General features: G+C 70.8%; 16 protein-coding genes. 1 reads left to right on the forward strand and 15 read right to left on the reverse strand.

Features of this window, described 5'->3' with window-relative positions; all coding sequences use genetic code 11:
• Positions 1 to 62 precede the first annotated feature (62 nt).
• The 10 genes from ACIRR9_RS41855 to ACIRR9_RS41900 all read right to left on the reverse strand — a co-directional run bounded on the left by ACIRR9_RS41855 (position 63) and on the right by ACIRR9_RS41900 (position 11,382).
• Complete coding sequence (locus ACIRR9_RS41855; RefSeq protein ID WP_403763665.1) at positions 63 to 188, reverse strand: hypothetical protein; 126 nt, start codon at positions 186 to 188, stop codon at positions 63 to 65.
• Positions 189 to 701: 513 nt separating this feature from the next.
• Complete coding sequence (locus ACIRR9_RS41860) at positions 702 to 2,822, reverse strand: PQQ-dependent sugar dehydrogenase (protein WP_403763667.1); 2,121 nt, start codon at positions 2,820 to 2,822, stop codon at positions 702 to 704.
• Between the two features lie 205 nt (positions 2,823 to 3,027).
• Positions 3,028 to 4,191 (reverse strand): sugar phosphate isomerase/epimerase family protein, encoded by a 1,164-nt coding sequence (locus ACIRR9_RS41865; RefSeq protein WP_401700257.1) that lies wholly within the window; start codon positions 4,189 to 4,191, stop codon positions 3,028 to 3,030.
• A 53-nt stretch (positions 4,192 to 4,244) separates the two neighbouring features.
• The gene (locus tag ACIRR9_RS41870; protein WP_403763670.1) at positions 4,245 to 5,627 is read right to left on the reverse strand and encodes a nucleotide pyrophosphatase/phosphodiesterase family protein; all 1,383 of its coding nucleotides are present in this window, start codon (positions 5,625 to 5,627) and stop codon (positions 4,245 to 4,247) included.
• A complete protein-coding gene (gene eboE, locus ACIRR9_RS41875; RefSeq protein WP_403763673.1) occupies positions 5,624 to 6,793 on the reverse strand; it encodes a metabolite traffic protein EboE in 1,170 nt (389 codons plus the stop codon). The genes ACIRR9_RS41870 and eboE overlap by 4 nt, the downstream gene beginning before the upstream one ends.
• A 3-nt stretch (positions 6,794 to 6,796) precedes the next feature.
• Complete coding sequence (locus ACIRR9_RS41880; RefSeq protein ID WP_359213670.1) at positions 6,797 to 7,645, reverse strand: TatD family hydrolase; 849 nt, start codon at positions 7,643 to 7,645, stop codon at positions 6,797 to 6,799.
• Positions 7,645 to 8,283: an EboA domain-containing protein gene (locus ACIRR9_RS41885; protein WP_403763676.1), complete on the reverse strand. Its 639-nt coding sequence runs from the start codon at positions 8,281 to 8,283 to the stop codon at positions 7,645 to 7,647. Before ACIRR9_RS41885 ends, ACIRR9_RS41880 begins: the two co-directional genes overlap by 1 nt.
• On the reverse strand, positions 8,280 to 9,149 hold the full coding sequence (locus ACIRR9_RS41890) for a sugar phosphate isomerase/epimerase family protein (protein ID WP_403763679.1): 870 nt from the start codon (positions 9,147 to 9,149) through the stop codon (positions 8,280 to 8,282). Before ACIRR9_RS41890 ends, ACIRR9_RS41885 begins: the two co-directional genes overlap by 4 nt.
• Positions 9,146 to 10,234, reverse strand: coding sequence for an SCO3242 family prenyltransferase (locus tag ACIRR9_RS41895; RefSeq protein ID WP_403763682.1), 1,089 nt, complete (start codon positions 10,232 to 10,234; stop codon positions 9,146 to 9,148). Before ACIRR9_RS41895 ends, ACIRR9_RS41890 begins: the two co-directional genes overlap by 4 nt.
• Positions 10,231 to 11,382: an inositol-3-phosphate synthase gene (locus tag ACIRR9_RS41900; protein WP_403763685.1), complete on the reverse strand. Its 1,152-nt coding sequence runs from the start codon at positions 11,380 to 11,382 to the stop codon at positions 10,231 to 10,233. Before ACIRR9_RS41900 ends, ACIRR9_RS41895 begins: the two co-directional genes overlap by 4 nt.
• Before the next feature lie 98 nt (positions 11,383 to 11,480).
• On the opposite strand from ACIRR9_RS41900, the gene ACIRR9_RS41905 reads away from it, so the two are divergent.
• Entirely contained in the window at positions 11,481 to 11,615 is a 135-nt protein-coding gene (locus ACIRR9_RS41905) for a hypothetical protein (RefSeq protein ID WP_403763688.1), read from the forward strand.
• 238 nt (positions 11,616 to 11,853) lie between these two features.
• On the opposite strand, the gene ACIRR9_RS41910 is transcribed toward ACIRR9_RS41905, so the two are convergent.
• From ACIRR9_RS41910 to ACIRR9_RS41930, 5 genes are all read right to left on the reverse strand, one after another.
• Positions 11,854 to 12,861: a sugar phosphate isomerase/epimerase family protein gene (locus tag ACIRR9_RS41910; protein ID WP_403763691.1), complete on the reverse strand. Its 1,008-nt coding sequence runs from the start codon at positions 12,859 to 12,861 to the stop codon at positions 11,854 to 11,856.
• 37 nt (positions 12,862 to 12,898) lie between these two features.
• Positions 12,899 to 14,113, reverse strand: a complete 1,215-nt coding sequence (locus tag ACIRR9_RS41915) for a Gfo/Idh/MocA family protein (protein ID WP_403763693.1) — start codon at positions 14,111 to 14,113, stop codon at positions 12,899 to 12,901.
• Positions 14,114 to 14,179: 66 nt separating this feature from the next.
• A complete protein-coding gene (locus ACIRR9_RS41920) occupies positions 14,180 to 15,226 on the reverse strand; it encodes a substrate-binding domain-containing protein (protein WP_355720599.1) in 1,047 nt (348 codons plus the stop codon).
• A gap of 165 nt (positions 15,227 to 15,391) precedes the next feature.
• On the reverse strand, positions 15,392 to 16,429 hold the full coding sequence (locus tag ACIRR9_RS41925) for an ABC transporter permease (protein ID WP_359213698.1): 1,038 nt from the start codon (positions 16,427 to 16,429) through the stop codon (positions 15,392 to 15,394).
• Entirely contained in the window at positions 16,426 to 17,949 is a 1,524-nt protein-coding gene (locus tag ACIRR9_RS41930) for a sugar ABC transporter ATP-binding protein (RefSeq protein WP_403763737.1), read from the reverse strand. Before ACIRR9_RS41930 ends, ACIRR9_RS41925 begins: the two co-directional genes overlap by 4 nt.
• Positions 17,950 to 17,966 lie beyond the last annotated feature (17 nt).

The following is a 17,966-nucleotide window of genomic DNA, read 5'->3' on the forward strand; positions in this document are numbered from 1 at the left end:
CAAAATATTCGAGATGCACGACTAGAGATGACTATGAATGACCAGAAAATCTGTAGCAGCTTTCACCCCTTCAACGCCTGGGCGAAGGTGAGCATGTCGTCGTCGATGACCTTGGGGCGTCCGCCGTGGTTGCCCTTCGCGGCAGCGGCGTGCTGACCTTCCAGGGTATTCTCGATGCAGCGCGGCATTGGCCTGACGGTCGCCACCACGGTTGACACAACGGAACTGCCGACGTCCCGAGGAACGCGCGACCGGGCTCACACTGCACAGCGCGTCTTCCGCAGCTCGTTGGAGTGCCGGATCCTCTCAGAGTTTGCGGCTGACCAAATCGTGCAGCCGGTCCATGCCGGCATCCAGGCCACGATCGACCGCTGTCTCCGCTCGCCCCGCCACTAGCTGGGCTTTCCGAACCAGCCAGGCGAAAACCTAACCTGAAAGCTACGCTCTGACCGTACCCACACGCAGAACCCCGCGTCCTCAGCACACCGAGTTCTGGTGTGACGGCCTCATCGATCGGCTGCCCCTTCGTCGTCCAAGCGCCCCCTACCCTGTGCCCTCGCAGGGGGGCAGGATCGCCCAGGCTTCTGCTGCCCCTTACTCAGGAGGCGGCCGTAGGACCCCGCCGGGACGAGCAGTCGCCGGACCGACGACGGGGCGCCCCCCTCTTTGGGTTGGCGCCCCGCATCTGTGTCTCGGCCTGGTCAGTCGGCCGGCGTCAGCGCGACCTCGGCACTGCCTGAGAGGGCCGGCAGGCCGGCCGGCGGGGAGTCCGTGTAGGTGGCGTTGAAGACCGCCTTCAGGTTGTCCGCGCCGGCGTGTCCGCCGTCGACGAACGTTTCGAACGATCCGGAGCAGCCGCTGCTCGACGACAGCGGGTGGCCGTGCGAGTCGTGGCCGAGGATGAACGAGACGGTGACCTTCGAGCAGTCCACCGGCTGGTCGTCGGTGATGGTGACCTGCCAAGTGACCGTGTCACCCCAGTGGAACGCCGTGCCGCCGTGCGGAGCCGGGTCGGTGGTGAGCGAGACGACCGGCGCCTTGTTCCCGACCACGACGGGAACGGATGCGGAGGCCGAACGTCCGGTGCTGTCGGTGACCTTCAGCGTGGCGTCGTAGACGCCGTTCTTGTCGAAGGTGTGCCTCGGGTCGGCCTCCCTGGAGTCCACGGTGCCGTCGGCGTCGAAGTCCCACGCGTAGCGCAGGGCGTCACCATCGGCGTCTTTCGTGCCGGCGCTGGAGAACTGGACCGTCAGCGGGCTGGTGCCGTTGACCGCGTCCGCGGCGACCTTGGGCTCCGGGGTGCGGTTCCCGCGGGTGAAGTCGATGCGGGAGAGCTGGGCCTCGGGCAGTTCCGCGAAGTACCCGGTGCCGTACTCCAGGACGTACAGCGCGCCGTCCGGGCCGAACTCGGCGTCGATCGGGCCGTCCGTCGTGATCGCGGGGATCGCGTCCTCGATCTTCTGGACCTCGTTCTTCTTGCCGAGGGTGACGGCCTTCATCTGGTCGCGGGTCCACTCGTAGAAGAGCGGTTTTCCGTCGAAGTACTGGGGCCAGCGGTTCTGGGCCGTGTTCCGCTTGTCGTAGCGGTACGCCGGGCCGCCCATGGGGCCGATGCCGCCGGTGCCGAGCTCGGGGAACGTGTCGGAGGCTCCGTAGCCGTAGACGATCTCCGCGTCCGTGACCGGTGGCAGCTCGCTGCGGCCTGTGTTGTGGCGCGAGTCGTTGACCGGCTTGGCGCAGTCGAACGCGCCGCCCGAGGTCTTGGTCGCGAAGTCGTAGTCCTGGTAGGGCTGGTCGCGGGTGACGCAGAACGGCCAGCCGTAGTTGGCGGGGCGGTCGATGACCATCCAGCGGCCCTGGCCGGCGGGGCCGCGGCCGGGGTCGGCCTTGTTGGCGTCGGGTGAGTAGTCGCCGACGTAGAGCTCGCCGGTCCTGTCGTCCACGGCGAAGCGGAACGGGTTGCGCAGACCCATGGCGTAGACCTCGGGACGGGTCTTCGGAGTGCCCGGCGCGAAGAGGTTGCCGTCCGGGACGGTGTAACCGCCGCGGCTCTTGGGCTTGATGCGCAGGACTTTGCCCCGCAGGTCGTTCGTGTTGCCCGCGGTGCGCCGCGCGTCGTAGGCCGGGTTTCGGTCGGGGCGGTCGTCGAGGGGGGCGTAGCCGTCGGAGGAGAACGGATTGGAGTCGTCACCGGTCGACAGGAACAGGTTGCCCTTGTGGTCGAAGTCGATCTTGCCGCCGACGTGACAGCAGATGCCGCGGTCGGCGGGCACGTCGATGACCTTCTGTTCGGTGGCGAAGTCCAGCTTGTTGCCCTCCAGTTTGAACCGCGACAGCCGTGTGACGCCCTTGTACCGGGCGAAGTCCGCGGCCGTCCCGAACTGCGGTGCGTCCCCCTCGTTGACGCCCGGGGTGGCCGGGTCGTCCATGGGGGTGTCGAGGCGCGGCGAGTAGTAGAGGTAGACCCAGTGGTTCTTGGCGAAGCCCGGGTCGACGGCGATGCCCTGCACGCCCTCCTCGTCGTGCTGGTAGAGCCCGGCGGGGCTCTTCTTCATGTCTGCGGCCAGGAAGTTCACGCCGCTTCGGGGGTCGTGGATCCGGACCTCTCCGGTGCGCGCCGTGTGGAGGACCCGCCGGTCGGGCAGGACGGCCAGGGCCATGGGCTCACCCGGGCGGTCGTTGAGGGTGACCTTCTGGAAGTCCGACGAGGCCGGCGGCGCGGGGTCCGATGTGGTGGCCTGGGCCGGGGAGAGCGGCAGGAGCCCGACGGCTCCGGCCAACGCAGCCGCACCCACGAGGGTGACGATCCGTCTGTTGCGCACTCAAAACTCCTTCGGTCTGGTGATGGCTGATCAAAAACCGCGGAGAGTAGCTGAGTTGGACGCTAGGGCGCCTACTTTCGCCTCGTCAAGGACAAAGTTTTAACTTTCTTGAGGAAAGTTTGTCCAGGTATATCTGGCCTTTTCCGGCATGCCTGGGACCCGCCCGGCGTCGATACGCCGGGCGGGACTCCTGGGTGGTTCTCCCTCAGTTACACGCGCGCAGGGCCGCGAGGTTGTCGTAGCCGATCCGTGCGAACTCCAGGGACTGGCCGGGGACGCTCGTGCTCGGCGCGTTGTCCTGCTCGACCATCGGGTTGTGGTAGTTCTTCGCGCCCACCCGGGTGAAGAACCTGCGGTAGTCGATGTCGCCCGTACCGAACGGCACCATGTCGTAGCCCAGGCCGCTCTGGGTGTTCACGACACCGTCCTTGGCATGGAAGAGCGGGAAGCGGTTGGTGTTGCGGACCACGAGTGCGGCCGGGTCGAAGACGTCCTCCCGCTGCGAGCCGTCGTGGGCGGTGTACGTGTGGAACTTGTACTGGGCCACGTGTGCCCAGAAGACGTCCAGTTCCAGGTAGACGTTCTTGCGGTCGGTCGTCTTCAGGAAGTACTCCAGCTTCCGTGTGCCCGAGCTGCGGGTCGGACGGCCCTGGGAGTCGAGCGGGCCGCCGTCGAGCAGGAAGTCGTAGGCGCTGTCGTGGTTGTGGGTGTAGAGCTTGATGCCCTCCCTGCGGGCGATGGCACCCAGGGTGTTCCACTTCTGCGCGGCGGCGTCCCAGTCGGCCCGGTAGGGGGTGTTGGTGGGGTCTGCGCCGGTGCCCATGTGCTCCATGCCGAGGATGTTGGCGATCTCCAGCCAGCGCTTGAAGGCGTCCACGTCGGAGGACGTCAGCGGCCAGGACGGCGGGATGAAGCCGTGGCTGCCCTGCGCCCTCAGCCCGTACTCGTCGAGCCAGGAGCGCAGCAGCTTCGCGCCCTGGACGGTGCCCAGATCGGCGCCGCCGGGCGCGTTGGCGTGCTGGCCGAAGCCGGCGAACTCCACCTGGCGGTAGCCGAAGCGCGACAGCTGCCGGAACACCTCGCGGAAACCGGAGGGCAGGTCGGAGGCGAGCGGGTCGCGGCCGGTCGCGTCACGGACGGTGTAGAGGATGATGCCGCGCTTGTCCGGCGGGACCAGGGTGGCACGGCCCCGGTCGTGGCCGGCGGCTTCGGCTCTGCCCTGCGCCAGGGCGGGGGCGGCGCCGAAGACGGGGGCGGCGATCGCCCCGGCGGTGACGGCCGTGCAGGTGCTGAGGAAACGGCGGCGGTTGACGCCGAGGGTGCGGCGCAGGGCGTCGCCGGTGACGGCTTCGTCGTTGAACGCGGTCACAGTGGTTCTCTCTTTCGTCGTCGCGGTGCTGCGGGTGCCTGACGGCCGCCGTCTCAGGAGAGTCCGGCGAGCCTCAGGAGAAGGGACTTCACTTCGGTGGCCGCTACGCGGCCGGATACTGCGCGGGGGGTGGAGACCAGGACGAGCGGACCTTCTTCGTCGCTCGCGGGGCGGCGGCCGTGGCTGCCGCGGATGGGTGAGGGGTCAAGAGGTACGACCGCGAGCCGGTACCGCATGCCGAGCTTCTTGCGGGCCACCGCCTTGACGGCTCTGAGCCGCACGTAGGGATCACCGGGGTCCATGAACAGCTCGACGGGGTCGTAGCCGGGTTTGCGGTGGATCTCGACGAGCTGGGCGAAGTCGGGGGCGCGGGCGTCGTCGAGCCAGTAGTAGTACGTGAACCAGGCGTCCGGGGCGGCGACCGCCACCAGTTCGCCGGAGCGCGGGTGGTCGAGTCCGTTCGCCTTCTTGCCGTCGTCGTCGAGGATCTCCTCGATGCCGGGGAGGTCCTGGAGCGCTTCGCGGGTGGCTGCCAGGTCCTCGGGCCGGCGGACGTAGACGTGCGCCAGCTGGTGGTCGGCGACGGCGAAGGCGCGGGAGGCCATCGGGTCGAGGTACTCCATGCCGTGCTGGGTGTGGACCTCCAGCAGCCCGGCGCGCCGCAGGGCGCGGTTGATGTCGACGGGGCGGCTGACCGGCGTGATGCCGTACTCGGACAGGGCTACGACCGTGCGGCCCTCGGCGCGGGCGTCGTCGAGCAAGGGGCCGATGACGGCGTCGAGTTCGGTGGCGGCGCGGTGGGAGCGGGGGTCGTCGGGGCCGAACCGCTGGAGGTCGTAGTCGAGATGGGGCAGGTAGCACAGGGTCAGGTCGGGCCGTCGGGTGCGCATGACGTGGCGGGTCGCGTCGGCGATCCACCGGCTCGAGACGATGTCCGCGCCCGGTCCCCAGAAGTGGAAGAGCGGGAAGGTGCCGAACTTCTCGGTGAGTTCGTCGTGCAGGGCTGCCGGGCGGGTGTAGCAGTCGGGTTCCTTGCGTCCGTCGGAGTAGTAGACGGGACGGGGGGTGACGGTGATGTCGGTGTCGGCGCCCATGGCGTACCACCAGCAGATGTTGGCGACCGTGTAGCCGGGGTGGGCGCGGCGCGCCGCGTCCCAGAGTTTGTCGCCGGCGACCAGTCCGTTGTGCTGGCGCCACAGGAGTACGTCGCCGAGCTCGCGGAAATACCAGCCGTTTCCGACGATGCCGTGCTCGGCGGGAGGCTCGCCGGTGAGGAAGGTGGACTGTGCGGTGCAGGTGACGGCCGGGAGCACGGTGGACAGGTTCGCCCGCGAGCCGGAGGCGGCCAGCGCCTTGAGGCGGGGCATGTGGTCGAGGAGACGCGGGGTGAGGCCGACCACGTCGAGGACCAGGAGCGGAGTCGGGTGGATGCTCATGGCAGCTCCTTCAGGCCGAGGCCGGTGAGCAGGTCGCGGGCGAGGGCCAGTTCGGCCGCGATGCCCTCCACGAGCTGGGTTCTGGTGCGGGGGCGCAGCTTCGGCGGAAGGGCCTGCCAGGTGTAGGTCTCGACTTCGAGGTGGCGGGTGCGGGGCTCCGTGCCGCCCACCAGCAGGGCCAGGGCGTCCTGGAGCACGTGCAGGGTGGAGGTGAGCGGTGCGGCGGGCGGGGCGTGCAGGGGAACGTGGAAGTGGGCGCGCCAGGGTGTGCCGTCGGGCAGGGCGTCGCCCGCCAGTGCCTCGCCGAGGTCGTCGGTGCCGTGCAGACCGGTCGGCGTGCGGGCGCGGGTCTGGTGCAGGAAGCGCGGTTCGGCGAAGGCCGCGAGGGCGTCGCGGACCTCTGGCAGACGGGGATCCTCGGCGTGCAGGGCGGCCGACAGCTGCGCCTTGGGGACGCCGATACCCGCTGCGTCGAGCGCGGTCAGTGCGGTGGCCGGGTCCTCGAAGGACGTGGCGAGATGGCAGGTGTCGACGCATACACCGATACGGTCGCCGGGCAGGGCGGTGAGCGGTCCGATCGCGTCCGCGGTCGTCTCCACCGTGCAGCCGGGCTCCGGTTCGAGGGCGATGCGGACCGATTTGCCGGTCAGTTCCTCCAGTGCGTCGAGCCGCTCCGCCAAGGTGGTCAGCGCGGCACCGGCCGTGGCGGCGGCGCGTTCGTCGTAGTCGGTCCGCCAGGCCAGCGGCAGGGTGGAGATGGTCCCCTCGCTGACGTCGTCCGGTAGCAGCTCCGTCAGGAGCCGGGCCAGGCCGGTGGTGTACGCGAGGCGTTCGGTGTCGGCCCAGTCGGGCTTGTAGACGCGGTACTTGACCGCGTCCGCGCCGAATCCTTCGTAGGGGAATCCGTTGAGGGTGACGACTTCGAGGCCGCGCCGGTTCAGTTCGGCCCGGAGCCGCCGCAGCGCCGCCGGGTCGGCGATCAGCGCGCGTGCGGCGTCGCCGGCGAGCCACAGGCCGATGCCGAGGCGGTCGCGTCCCAGGGCTCTGCGGACCGGCTCGCAGTGGTCGCGGAGTTGGGCGAGGACACCGTCGAGGGTCTCGGCGGGGTGGACGTTGGTGCAGTAGGCGAGGTGCACCGTCGAGCCGTCGGCATGGCGGAAACGCATGACTCACTCCCCGCCGCGCAGGACGGAGTTGCCTTCGTGCAGGCCCTCCGGCTTCGGGACGTCGAGCCGGAGACGGCCGCTGAGTCCGTAGAAGGCCGCCGGGTTGCGCCACAGCACCTGGTCGACGTCGTCCTCGCCGAAGCCGGCCGCGAGCATGGCGTCGGCGACCTTGCGGGTCTTCAGCGGGTCGCTCTTTCCCCAGTCGGCGGCCGAGTTGACGAGGACCTTCTCCGTCCCGTAGGTCTTCAGGATCGTGACCATGCGGTCCTCGTCCATCTTGGTGTCCGGGTAGACGGAGAACCCGAGCCAGCAGCCGCTGTCCTTCGCGTGCTCGACGGTCGTCTCGTTGAGGTGGTCGAGCAGCACCCGCTCCACCGGCAGACTCGACTCGCGCACGACGTCGAGAGTGCGGTGCAGACCGGCGAGCTTGTCCCGGTGGGGCGTGTGGACCAGGGCGGGCAGGCCGTGGGCGGCGGCGAGCTGAAGCTGGGCGGCCACCGCGGTGTCCTCGGCCGGTGTCATGGAGTCGTAGCCGATCTCGCCGACGGCGACGACGCCGTCCTTGGCCAGGTAGCGGGGCAGGGCGTCCAGGACCGGCGTGCAGCGCGGGTCGTTGGCCTCCTTGGGGTTGAGCGCGAGGGTGCAGTGGTGGGCTATGCCGTACTGGGCCGCGCGGAAGGGTTCCCAGCCGAGGAGGGCGTCGAAGTAGTCGTAGAAGCTTGCCGGACCGGTGCGGGGCTGCCCGAGCCAGAAGGACGGTTCGACGACGGCGCGTACACCGGCGGCGTACATCGCCTCGTAGTCGTCGGTGGTGCGGGATGTCATGTGGATGTGCGGGTCGAAGATTCGCATCAAAGCTCCCTGGGCTCTTCGCCCGTCAGGGTCAGCACGCGGCCGAGGTCGTCGGGGACCTCGCGGCCGGCGGCCGTCCGCTCGGCGGCGTAGTCGGTGAGCATGCGGGCCAGTTCGCCGTCGCCGGCCGCGCGTTGCGCCAGGCTCGCGACCGCGTCGAGGGTGACGCCGGTGAACAGGCACTTCAGGACGGCGTGACGCCAGGCGTGCGGGTCGAGGTGCGCGGCGGTGTAGGGACCGACGGCGGCGGCGACGAGCCGGGTGTCGTTGCTGCGCAGGGCGTCCTCGACGAGGTGCAGGGCGTGCGGTCCGTCGACCAGCATCGGAAGGGCCCGGAGCACCCCGCGGCGTTCGGCGGCACTGCCGTGCCGGTAGAGCCGGGTCAGGGTCTCCGGTCCCGCCTGGGCCGTGGTCAGCAGCAGCGTGCGGACGGCGTCCGCGTTGTCATGGCCGCAGTGCCGTCCCGCGGCGGCGAACCGCAGCTCCCAGGTATCGGCCGCGTACGGGGCCGGCGCCGTCGGGGGTGCTGTCGGTACGCACGCGGCGTCGGCCAGCGCCTCGGTCAACCAGGCGCGCGCCGCGTCGTCGGGCAGCCGGGCCTCGACATCGGCTCGGGTCCAGGGAAGTGGGTGCGTCATGCTGCGGGCACTCCCTTCGCGGTCGTGGCCGTCGCGGTCCGCAGGAACTCGATGGAGGACCGGGCCAGCTCCGGCCCCGCGTGGGAGTGCCGGGGCAGCTCTACGACGGTGAGGCCCCGGTAGCCGGTGTCGGCGAGTGCGTCCAGCACGGACGGGAAGTCGATCTCGCCGTCGCCCAGGGGCAGATGCTCGTGCGCTCCGCGGCGCATGTCCTCGATCTGCACGTGCCGCAGCCAGGGCGCCGCCTCCCGGACGCACTCGGCGGGCGTGGCCGGCTCCAGGCACTGGCAGTGGCCGATGTCGAGGGTCAGGCCGAGCGGAGAAGGGTTGCCGAGCGCGGTGCGCAGGTGATGGAAGTCGGCGAGGGTGGCGAGGAGGTGTCCCGGTTCGGGTTCGATCGCGATCGGCACGCCGGCGGCGGCCGCCGCGTCGAGGACGGGAAGCAGCGCCTCTTCCAGGCGCCGCCACGCGGTGTCGTCGTCGGTGCCGGGCGGGGTGATGCCGCTGAAGCAGTGCACGGCGTGGGCCCCGAGGTCCGCCGCGACCCGAACCGCCGTGAGCAGCAGCCGGGTGCGGGCGGCACGGCCCTCGGTGTCCGCGTCGAGCAGCGACGGACCGTGCTTGCGGCGCGGGTCGAGCACGTACCGCGCGCCGGTCTCGACGGTGGCGGTGAGGCCGAGTTCGCCGAGCCGCCGGGCGGTACGGGCGGCGAGGTCGTCCGCGAGCGGGTCGAGATGCATGTGGTCGAGCGTGAGTCCGACGCCGTCGTAGCCCAGGTCGGCGAGCAGGCCGAGGGCGTCGTCGAGACGGAGGTCGGTGAGGCCGTTGGTGCCGTAGCCGAGGCGCAGTCGCTGCCGGCCGCTCATGTGGGGCTCACCTTCCGGGCGAAGGCACGGGCCGCGGGTGCGAGCCCGAGCACGGCGAGTGCGGTGCCGGTCGCCCCGGACCGGGCGGCGAGCGCGGCCTGGAGCGGGATCATGGCGCGGATGCCGCCGCCGACGGCGCGCTGCGTGAGGGGTGGGGACGGGTTGAGGGCGGCGTGCAGGAAAGGACCGGCGGCGGTGCGGACGTACGCGGCGGCCGACAGCGCCGGGACGGGTCCTGCCGTCGTGCGGGTCCGGGACAGCAGCAGACCGAGCGTGGTCGTCAGGCCGAGCGCGGCGAGGGGGGTGAGCGTCGAACCGCCGTGCGCCTCGTGCCGCGATACGGCGGTGACGGCGTAGGTGTGGGCGGCCAGCGCGGCGGCCGGAGCCGCGGCACGGAGGGCGGTACCGGGCGTGGCAGGAGCTCCCCCGCTCCGCCCTGTCCCGTGCCCTCTCCCCCGGCCGGGCATCGCGGACGGTGATGGGTCGGCGGCTCTGCGGGCGGTCGGCGGCATGGTGGGCGCGGACAGGGTTGCCGTGGCGCCGAGCAGGAGGTCCAGGGCGCGGGCCGCGGCCATCGCCGCCGGGGCGGCGGGGGTGTGCTTCAACCGGAGGTCGTACGCCCAGACCGTGGCGGTCAGGACCGTCGCCACCGCGAGTGCGGGCCGGCCGGCGCGGGCGGCGGACGTCAGGCCCGCCGCGGTCAGGAGTCCGGCCGCCGCCAGCGCCGCCGTCGGGGAGATACGGCCGGAGGGAACGGGTCGGTGGGGGCGGTCGAGGGCGTCCTCGTCGCGGTCGGCCCAGTCGTTGAGTGCCATGCCCGCCTGGTAGAGGAGGAGCGAGGCGCACGCGGCGTACGCCGTGCCCCGGTTGGGCCGCAGTCCGGTGGCCGCGGCGCCGGCGAGGGCATCGCCCGGCACGGTGAACAGCGCGGAGACACGAAGCAGTTCGGCCCAGTCCCGCAGCCGCGCCCGGGACCCGCGCCGCGGTGCGGTGCCCACGGGACCCCGGCCGTTTCCGGCTGCGGTGGACTCCCGAGCGTCGGCGGGCGCGGGTGGGGCCAGACCGGGCGGAGCGGATCGGATCACTTCGTCCCCCGCAGTCGGTCGGCGAACGACAGCAGGGCGGTGAACTGCTCCGAGAGGCCCGCCGGGCCGCCGTCGGGATCCTTGAAGTAGAAGCCGAGTTCCGCGAGCGGGCCGGACAGGCCCACCTCGTGGGAGCGGGCGACCAGGCGGGCCAGGTCCAGGACGAGCGGTGCCGCCAGGGCCGAGTCGCAGCCCTGCCAGATGGTCTGGAGGATCATGCGCGAGCCGAGGAAGCCTTCGAAGGCGATGTGGTCCCAGGCGGTCTTCCAGTCGCCGAGCACCGGTACGTCGTCGATGTGCACCTCGCCCTGCGGGGGGTGTCCGAGGATGTCGGTCAGGACGCGTTCCTTGCCGGCGTTCTTCGCCGCGGCCGCGCCGGGGTCGGCCAGCGCCGCTCCGTCCCCGCCGCCCAGCAGGTTGGTGCCGGACCAGGCCCGTACCTTCAGGACGCGCTGGACGAACATCGGGGCGAGCACGGCCCGCAGCAGGGTCTGGCCGGTCTTGCCGTCACGGCCCGCGTGCGGAAGTCCGGCGGCCGCGGCGACTGTTGTGAGCGCCGGGGTGTGCAGCCCGGTGGACGGCGTGAAGTTGACGTAGGGGCACCCGGTTCGCAGGGCGGCGGCCGCGTAGAGGGAACTCGGCGGGAGCCGCGGGTCTTCGGGTGCGGGCGGCGGCTCCGTGGAGGACACGTTGACGACGACCACCCGTGCCAGTGCGTTGCGCACGCGGAACGAGGTGAGGTCGGCGGCGAAGTCCGCGATGAGTTCCTCGTCGCCGCGCGTGTCGCCCGGGAGCGGGCCACCGGGTCGTATCTCCTCGTCCGCGGACCGGAGTTCGGCGTGCACGGCCGCGGCGAGTCCGTGCGGCAGGACGCCGGCGTCGGTGAGCTGGTCGGCCCGTTTGGGCAGCGGGCTGTGGGCGGTGTCGTGGCCGCCGAAGACGAGCGAGGACAGGGACGGCAGGCCGGTGCCGTCGAACGGTGGTGTCTCGGTGACCATGCCGGTCGGTCGGTGCAGTCCGGCGGTGACCGCCGCGCATCCGGCGACGGCGGTGGTGGCCACCGATCCGCGGGCTCCGACGAACCAGACACCGGTGCGTGCGGTCTGCCCACCGGTCCGGGGCTTCGATGCGTTCCCGTCGTTGTTCACGGGTGCCTCCCTGCCATGTCGATGTTCCGTTGCGGTTGGAGGACGGTGGGCGGGTGCGGGGCCGGTTTCCCCGCCCACCGTCGGCATAGGAGCGGGCCTTGGACGCGGCTTGGGAGGGCGACTCCCTGGCGGGCGCGCTCACGGCGAAGGTGTCATCGGTGAGTTGTGCGGGATTCGTGGCGGCGGTCGGCCGTGTGCTCTGCACGGATGTCGTCCGGCAGACGCAGCGGTGAGCAGTGCTGCCGGCGGGGTGTGCGCCGTCGCTGTCGGACCACTGTGTGGCGCCTGTGTCTGAGACGGGACCGTAACCCGGTTCGTCCCCTACAGAAAGACCTTGCGCAGAAAGAAGTCGAACTTTCTCCAGAGACAGGACAAAGAGGGGTCCGGGCAGCCCGGACCCGCCCGGCGGCCGTCCGGCGGCGGGCCTTCGTCCGGCTGGATCCGGGAAGCGATCGTCCCGAGTGGAGGTCTCTAGTTGTCGCGGCCTCCGAACGCCGCGTCGAAGGAAGCGGAGGGCGGGTCGAAGTCGAACCGCTTCAGATGGGCGAGTGCTTCCGGCGCGCCGGTGAGGCGGTCCATGCCGGCGTCCTCCCACTCCACGGAGACCGGCCCGTCGTAACCGATCGAACGCAGCATCCGGAAGACGTCCTCCCAGGGGACGTCTCCGTGTCCGGCGGAGACGAAGTCCCAGCCGCGCCGCGGATCGCCCCACGGCAGGTGGGAGCCGAGCCGCCCGTTGCGCCCGTCCAGACGCTTCCGGGCCTCCTTGCAGTCGACGTGGTAGATGCGGTCCCGGAAGTCGTAGAGGAAGCCGACCGGGTCCAGGTCCTGCCAGACGAAGTGGCTGGGGTCGAAGTTGAGCCCGAAGGCCGGCCGGTCGTCCACGGCCTCCAGGGCGCGTCGGGTGGTCCAGTAGTCGTAGGCGATCTCGCTCGGATGGACCTCGTGGGCGAAGCGGACGCCCTCGGTGTCGAACACGTCCAGGACCGGATTCCAGCGTTCCGCGAAGTCCTCGTAGCCGCGTTCGATCATCCGTTCCGGCACCGGCGGGAACATCGCCACCAGATGCCAGATCGACGACCCGGTGAATCCGACGACCGTGTCGACACCGAAGGCCGCCGCAGCACGCGCCGTGTCCTTGATCTCGGCCGCGGCCCGCTGCCGTACGCCCTCCGGCTCCCCGTCGCCCCAGATGCGGGCGGGCAGGATGCCCTGGTGCCGCTCGTCTATGGGGTTGTCACACACGGCCTGGCCGACGAGATGGTTGGAGATCGCCCAGCATTTCAGACCGTACTTGTCGAGCAGGGCGTGCCGCGCGACCAGGTAGGACGGATCGGTCAGGGCCTTGTCGACCTCGAAATGGTCTCCCCAGCAGGCGAGTTCGAGGCCGTCGTAGCCGAAGTCGCGGGCCAGCCGGCAGACCTCCTCCAAGGGCAGGTCGGCCCACTGACCGGTGAACAGGGTGAACGGGCGGGGCATGGCGGCTCCAAGAGAGGCGGAGGTTCGTGCCGGATCGCTACCGGACTTCGGCCACGACGGCCTGGACAGGGGTGTACACGGAGTTCTTCCGCGCGCTCTCCTCCACCGCGGCGAGCACCCGCTGCACCTGCAGACCGTCGGCGAACGACGGGATCGGATCGGCGCCGGAGGCGATGGCCTCCACCAGATCACGGGCCTGGTGGGCGAAGGTGTGCTCGTAGCCGAGCGCGTGGCCCGGCGGCCACCAGCCCTCCAGGTACGGGTGCTCGGGCTCGGTGACGACGATCCTGCGGAACCCCGCGGTGGCGGCGGGCTCCCGGTGGTCGTGGAAGGACAGCTCGTTGAGGCGTTCGAGGTCGAAGGCGAGCGAACCGAACTCGCCGTTCACCTCCAGGCCCAGGGCGTTCTTGCGCCCCGATGCCATCCGGGTCGCCTCGAACGAGGCGAGGGCCCCCGAGGCGAGCCGGCCGGTGAACACGGCCGCGTCGTCGACCGTGACCGGCCCGCGCCGGGGGCCGCCGGAAGCCGTGAGACCGGAAGAGACACCGTCGAGACGGGGGCGTTCCTTGACGAAGGTCTCCATCTGGGCGGAGACCCCGACCAGCGGCTCACCCGCCAGGTACTGGGCGAGGTCGACGATGTGCGCGCCGAGGTCGCCCAGCGCCCCCGACCCCGCGTGTTCCCGCTGCAGCCGCCACGTCAGGGGGAAGTCGGGGTCGACGAGCCAGTCCTGGAGGTAGCAGACCCGGACGTGGCGCAGCGTGCCCAGCCTGCCGTCCGCGATGAGCCGGCGGGCGTAGGCGAGGGCGGGCACACGCCGGTAGTTGAAGCCCACCATCGCCAACTGCCCGCGCGAGCGGGCCGCTTCGGCGGCCGTCACCATGGCCTCGGCCTCGGCGACCGAATTGGCCAGCGGCTTCTCGCACAGCACGTGCTTGCCCGCCTCCAGCGCCGCGATCGCGATCTCCGCATGGCTGTCGCCCGGTGTGCAGATGTCGACGAGTTGCACGTCGTCGCGGGCCACGAGGGCGCGCCAGTCGGTCTCCGCCGCGGCCCAGCCGTGCTTGTCCGCCGCCGCCCGCACGGCGTGAGCGTCGCGGCCGGCGATCGCGGCCAGCACCGGCCGCAGCGGCAGGTCGAACACGTGCCCCACGGTGCGCCACCCCTGTGAGTGCGCGGCGCCCATGAACGCGTAGCCGACCATCCCCACGCCGAGTGCCGGCGGGGCGGTCCGACTGTCCCTCTGTTCCATACGGATCTCCTCGTCGGAGTGTCACTGACTCGTCGCTGTGTTCGCGGACCCCCAGCCCCGGGCCGGTCAGATGAAGCCGGTCGGCAGGTACTGGTCGACGTTGTCCTTGGTGACCACGGCCGAGTAGAGCGTCACCGAGGACGGGATCTCGAACTCGGCGAGGCCGCCGACGCCCTTGCCCTGGGCGAGCGCCCGGGCCAGGTCGATGGCGGAGGCGGCCATCGTCGGCGGGTACAGGACGGTCGCCTTGAGCACACCCTTTCCGGCCTTGATGGCGTCCATCGCGGACTTGGCCCCCGCGCCGCCGACCATCAGGAAGTCGTCGCGGCCGGCTTGGTCGATGGCCCGCAGCGCGCCCACACCCTGGTCGTCGTCGTGGTTCCACAGGGCGTCGAACTGCGGCTGGGCCTGCAGCAGTTGCGCCATCTTGGCCTGGCCGGACTCGACCGTGAAGTCGGCCGCCTGGCGGGCCACCTTGCGGATGTTGGGGTAGTTCTTCAGTGCGTCGTCGAAGCCCTTGGTGCGCTGCTGGGTGAGTTCGAGGTTGTCGAGGCCGGCGAGTTCGACGACCTTGGCGTTCTTCCTGCCCTTGAGCTGCTCGCCGATGTAGTGGCCGGCGTTGAGCCCCATGCCGTAGTTGTCGCCGCCGATCCAGCAGCGGTACGCCTGCGGGGAGGCGAAGACGCGGTCCAGGTTGACGACGGGGATGCCGGCCTTCATGGCCTGGAGACCGACCTGGGTCAGTGCCTTGCCGTCGGCCGGCAGGATCACCAGGACGTCGACCTTCTTGTTGATCAGCGTCTGGATCTGGCCGATCTGCTGGGCGATGTCGTTGGAACCCTCGGTGATCTCCAGCGTGACGTCGGAGTACTTCTCGGCACGGGACTTGGCGTTGTCGTTGATGGCGTTGAGCCAGCCGTGGTCGGCCTGCGGGCCGGCGAAGCCGATGGTGACGGCCTTGCCCGGCTTGTCGTCCGCGACCGGGGCGTTGTCCGCGGCCGCTTCCTTGTTCTTGGGGTCGTTGCTGGTACAGGCCGTCAGCAGCGCACCGGCGGACACGGCCGCGGTGCCGAACAGCAGCGCTCTGCGGCTGGTGGCGGGGGTTCTGGGCATGGCGGATCGACCCTTCGACTGGGCGGTGTGTGTCGGATGAAGGCTGTGGAGGTGCCGGATGGAGGCTGTGGGGGGTGCCGGATGGTGGCTCTGGGGGGGCCGGACGGCGGTGTCAGGGGCCGCCGTCCGGCGGTGTGGGGCAGAGCGTCGGGTGGCGCCGACGCGTCAGGCGTCGCCGTGCGGCGAGCGGCGCTGGACCAGGACGGCGGCGACGATGATGGCGCCCTTGGCGATCTGCTGGACAGCGGTCTCAAGGTTGTTCAGGGCGAAGATGTTGGTGATGGTGGTGAAGACCAGCACCCCGAGGACGGAGCCGACGATGGTGCCGCGGCCGCCGCTGAGCAGGGTGCCGCCGATGATCGCGGCGGCGATGGCGTCCAGCTCATAGAGGTTGCCGTTGGTGTTCTGGCCCGACCCGGCGAGCACGATCAGCATGAACGCGGCGATTCCGCAGCACAGTCCGGACAGCAGGTACAGATACAGACGCTGGCGGCGGACGTCGATGCCGGCCAGGCGTGCCGCTTCCGCGTTGCCGCCGACCGCGACGGTGCGGCGGCCGAAGGTGGTGCGGTTGAGCAGCAGCCAGCCGATGACGGTGACAGCGGCGAATATCAGAACCAGGGGCGGGATGCCGAGGACGTAGGAGTCCCTCGCACCGAGATCGAGCACGGATCCGACGGTCACGATCTGGGTGGTGCCGCCCGTGATCTGCAGCGCCAGGCCCCGGGCGGAGGCGAGCATGGCCAGCGTCGCGATGAACGGCACCATCCTGCCGTAGGCGATCAGCAGACCGTTCACGAGACCGCAGCCCACGCCGACGACCACCGCGGTGAAGAGGATGCCCGCGAAGCCGAAGTCCTGTGTGGCCACCGTCGTCGCCCACACCGAGGCGAGCGCCACCATCGCGCCGACCGACAGGTCGATCCCGCCGCTGGTGATGACGAACGTCATGCCGACGGTGACGACGCCGATCACAGACGCCTGGGTGAGGATGAGTTGCAGATTGCTCGTCTTCAGGAACTCGTCCGGTGCGGTGATCCCACCGACCGCGACGAGCACGGCGAGGACGCCGAGCAGGGACAGGGTACGCACGTCCCCCCACCCGCCCAGTGGTCGGCGCGCTCCCGAACCCTCCTTGTCCGCCGCGGCCTTGGCGGTGGACGTCGGCGCGTCCTTGTGTGCCGATGCGGCCGGCTGCGTCATGACGTCGGGCTCCCTTCCATCACAAGATCGAGTACAAGGTGCTCGTCGAGCTCCCGGGCGTCCGCCGTGTGCACGACGGTGCCTTCACGGAGCACCAGCACCCGGTCGGCGAGCCCCAGGACTTCGGGCACCTCGCTGGACACGAGCAGTACGGCCAGCCCCTCGTCGGCCAGGCGGCGGATCACCGTGTAGAGCTCCGCCCGGGCACCGATGTCGACACCCCGGGTGGGCTCGTCCAGCAGCAGCACCTTGCAGCCGCGCAACAGCCAGCGTGCGAGCACCGCCTTCTGCTGGTTGCCGCCGGACAGCGTCCTGATCGCGGCATCGGGATTGTCGGGCCGCAAGGACAGCTCCCGGACCGCCTGGTGCGCCGCTGCTCGCTCGGTACGCCGGTCGAGCCAGCCCGCACGGGCGAACCGGGACAGGGTGGAGATCGAGACGTTGCTGCTGACGGACTCCAGCATCAGCAGGCCCTGGGCCTTGCGTTCCTCGGGCGCGAGGCCGATGCCGGCCCGCACGGCGGCCCGGACGCTGCCGGGACGCAGCGGCGTGCCGTCGACGAGGACACGACCGCCGTCGGGCTTGCGCGCCCCGTAGACCGTCTCCAGGATCTCGCTGCGCCCGGAGCCGACGAGTCCGGCCAGGCCGACGATCTCACCGGGCCGCAGTTCCAGATCGACGGGCGCGAACTCCCCTCGTCGGGTGAGTCCTTCCACCCTCAGTACCGGCTCCCTCCCCTCGGCGAACCCGGCCTCGGGCCGCTCGGGAAAGACGTACTCCACATTCCGCCCGGTCATCAGGGCCACGACCTCATGGGTCGGAGTCGACTTGGCGGGCAGACCGTCGGCGACCGACCGGCCCTCCTTCAGAACCGTTACCCGGTCTCCGATGCGCCGGATCTCCTCCAGGCGGTGGGAGATGTAGATGACGGCGACACCCTCGGCCGTCAGATCGCCCACGATCCTGAACAGGTTGTCCACCTCTTCGGGGTCGAGCGCCGCCGACGGCTCGTCCATCACGATCAGCCGCACATCGTGGGAGAGTGCGCGGGCCATCGAGACGATCTGCTGCTGCGCCGCGGACAGTTCACCGACGAGCCGTGCGGGATCGATCTCCGAGTGCCCGAGACGCTTCAGGAGTTCCGCGGTCGCCGTGCGGGCGGCCGAGCCGCGCACGACGAACCCGGCAGCGGTCGGTTCGTGTCCGAGGAAGACGTTCTCCGCGACGGACAGCCCCTCGATCAGGTCGAGTTCCTGGTAGATGGTGGCGATGCCGAGACGCATGGCGGCGATCGGCGATCCCAGGGTCACGGGCTCGCCCTGCCAGGTGATCTCACCGCCGTCGGGCTGGTGGGCTCCGGCGAGCACTTTGATCAGGGTGGACTTGCCGGCGCCGTTCTGGCCGAGGAGGCAATGGACTTCGCCGGCCTGAACATCGAGGTCCACACCGTCCAGGGCGCGGACGCCCGGGAAGGACTTGGTGATGCCGGACATGGTGAGCAGGGGTGGTAGTGGTGCCATGAAGAATCCCCTCGGCG

Source organism: Streptomyces sp. NPDC101234 (assembly GCF_044767525.1).
Lineage (GTDB): Bacteria > Actinomycetota > Actinomycetes > Streptomycetales > Streptomycetaceae > Streptomyces > Streptomyces sasae.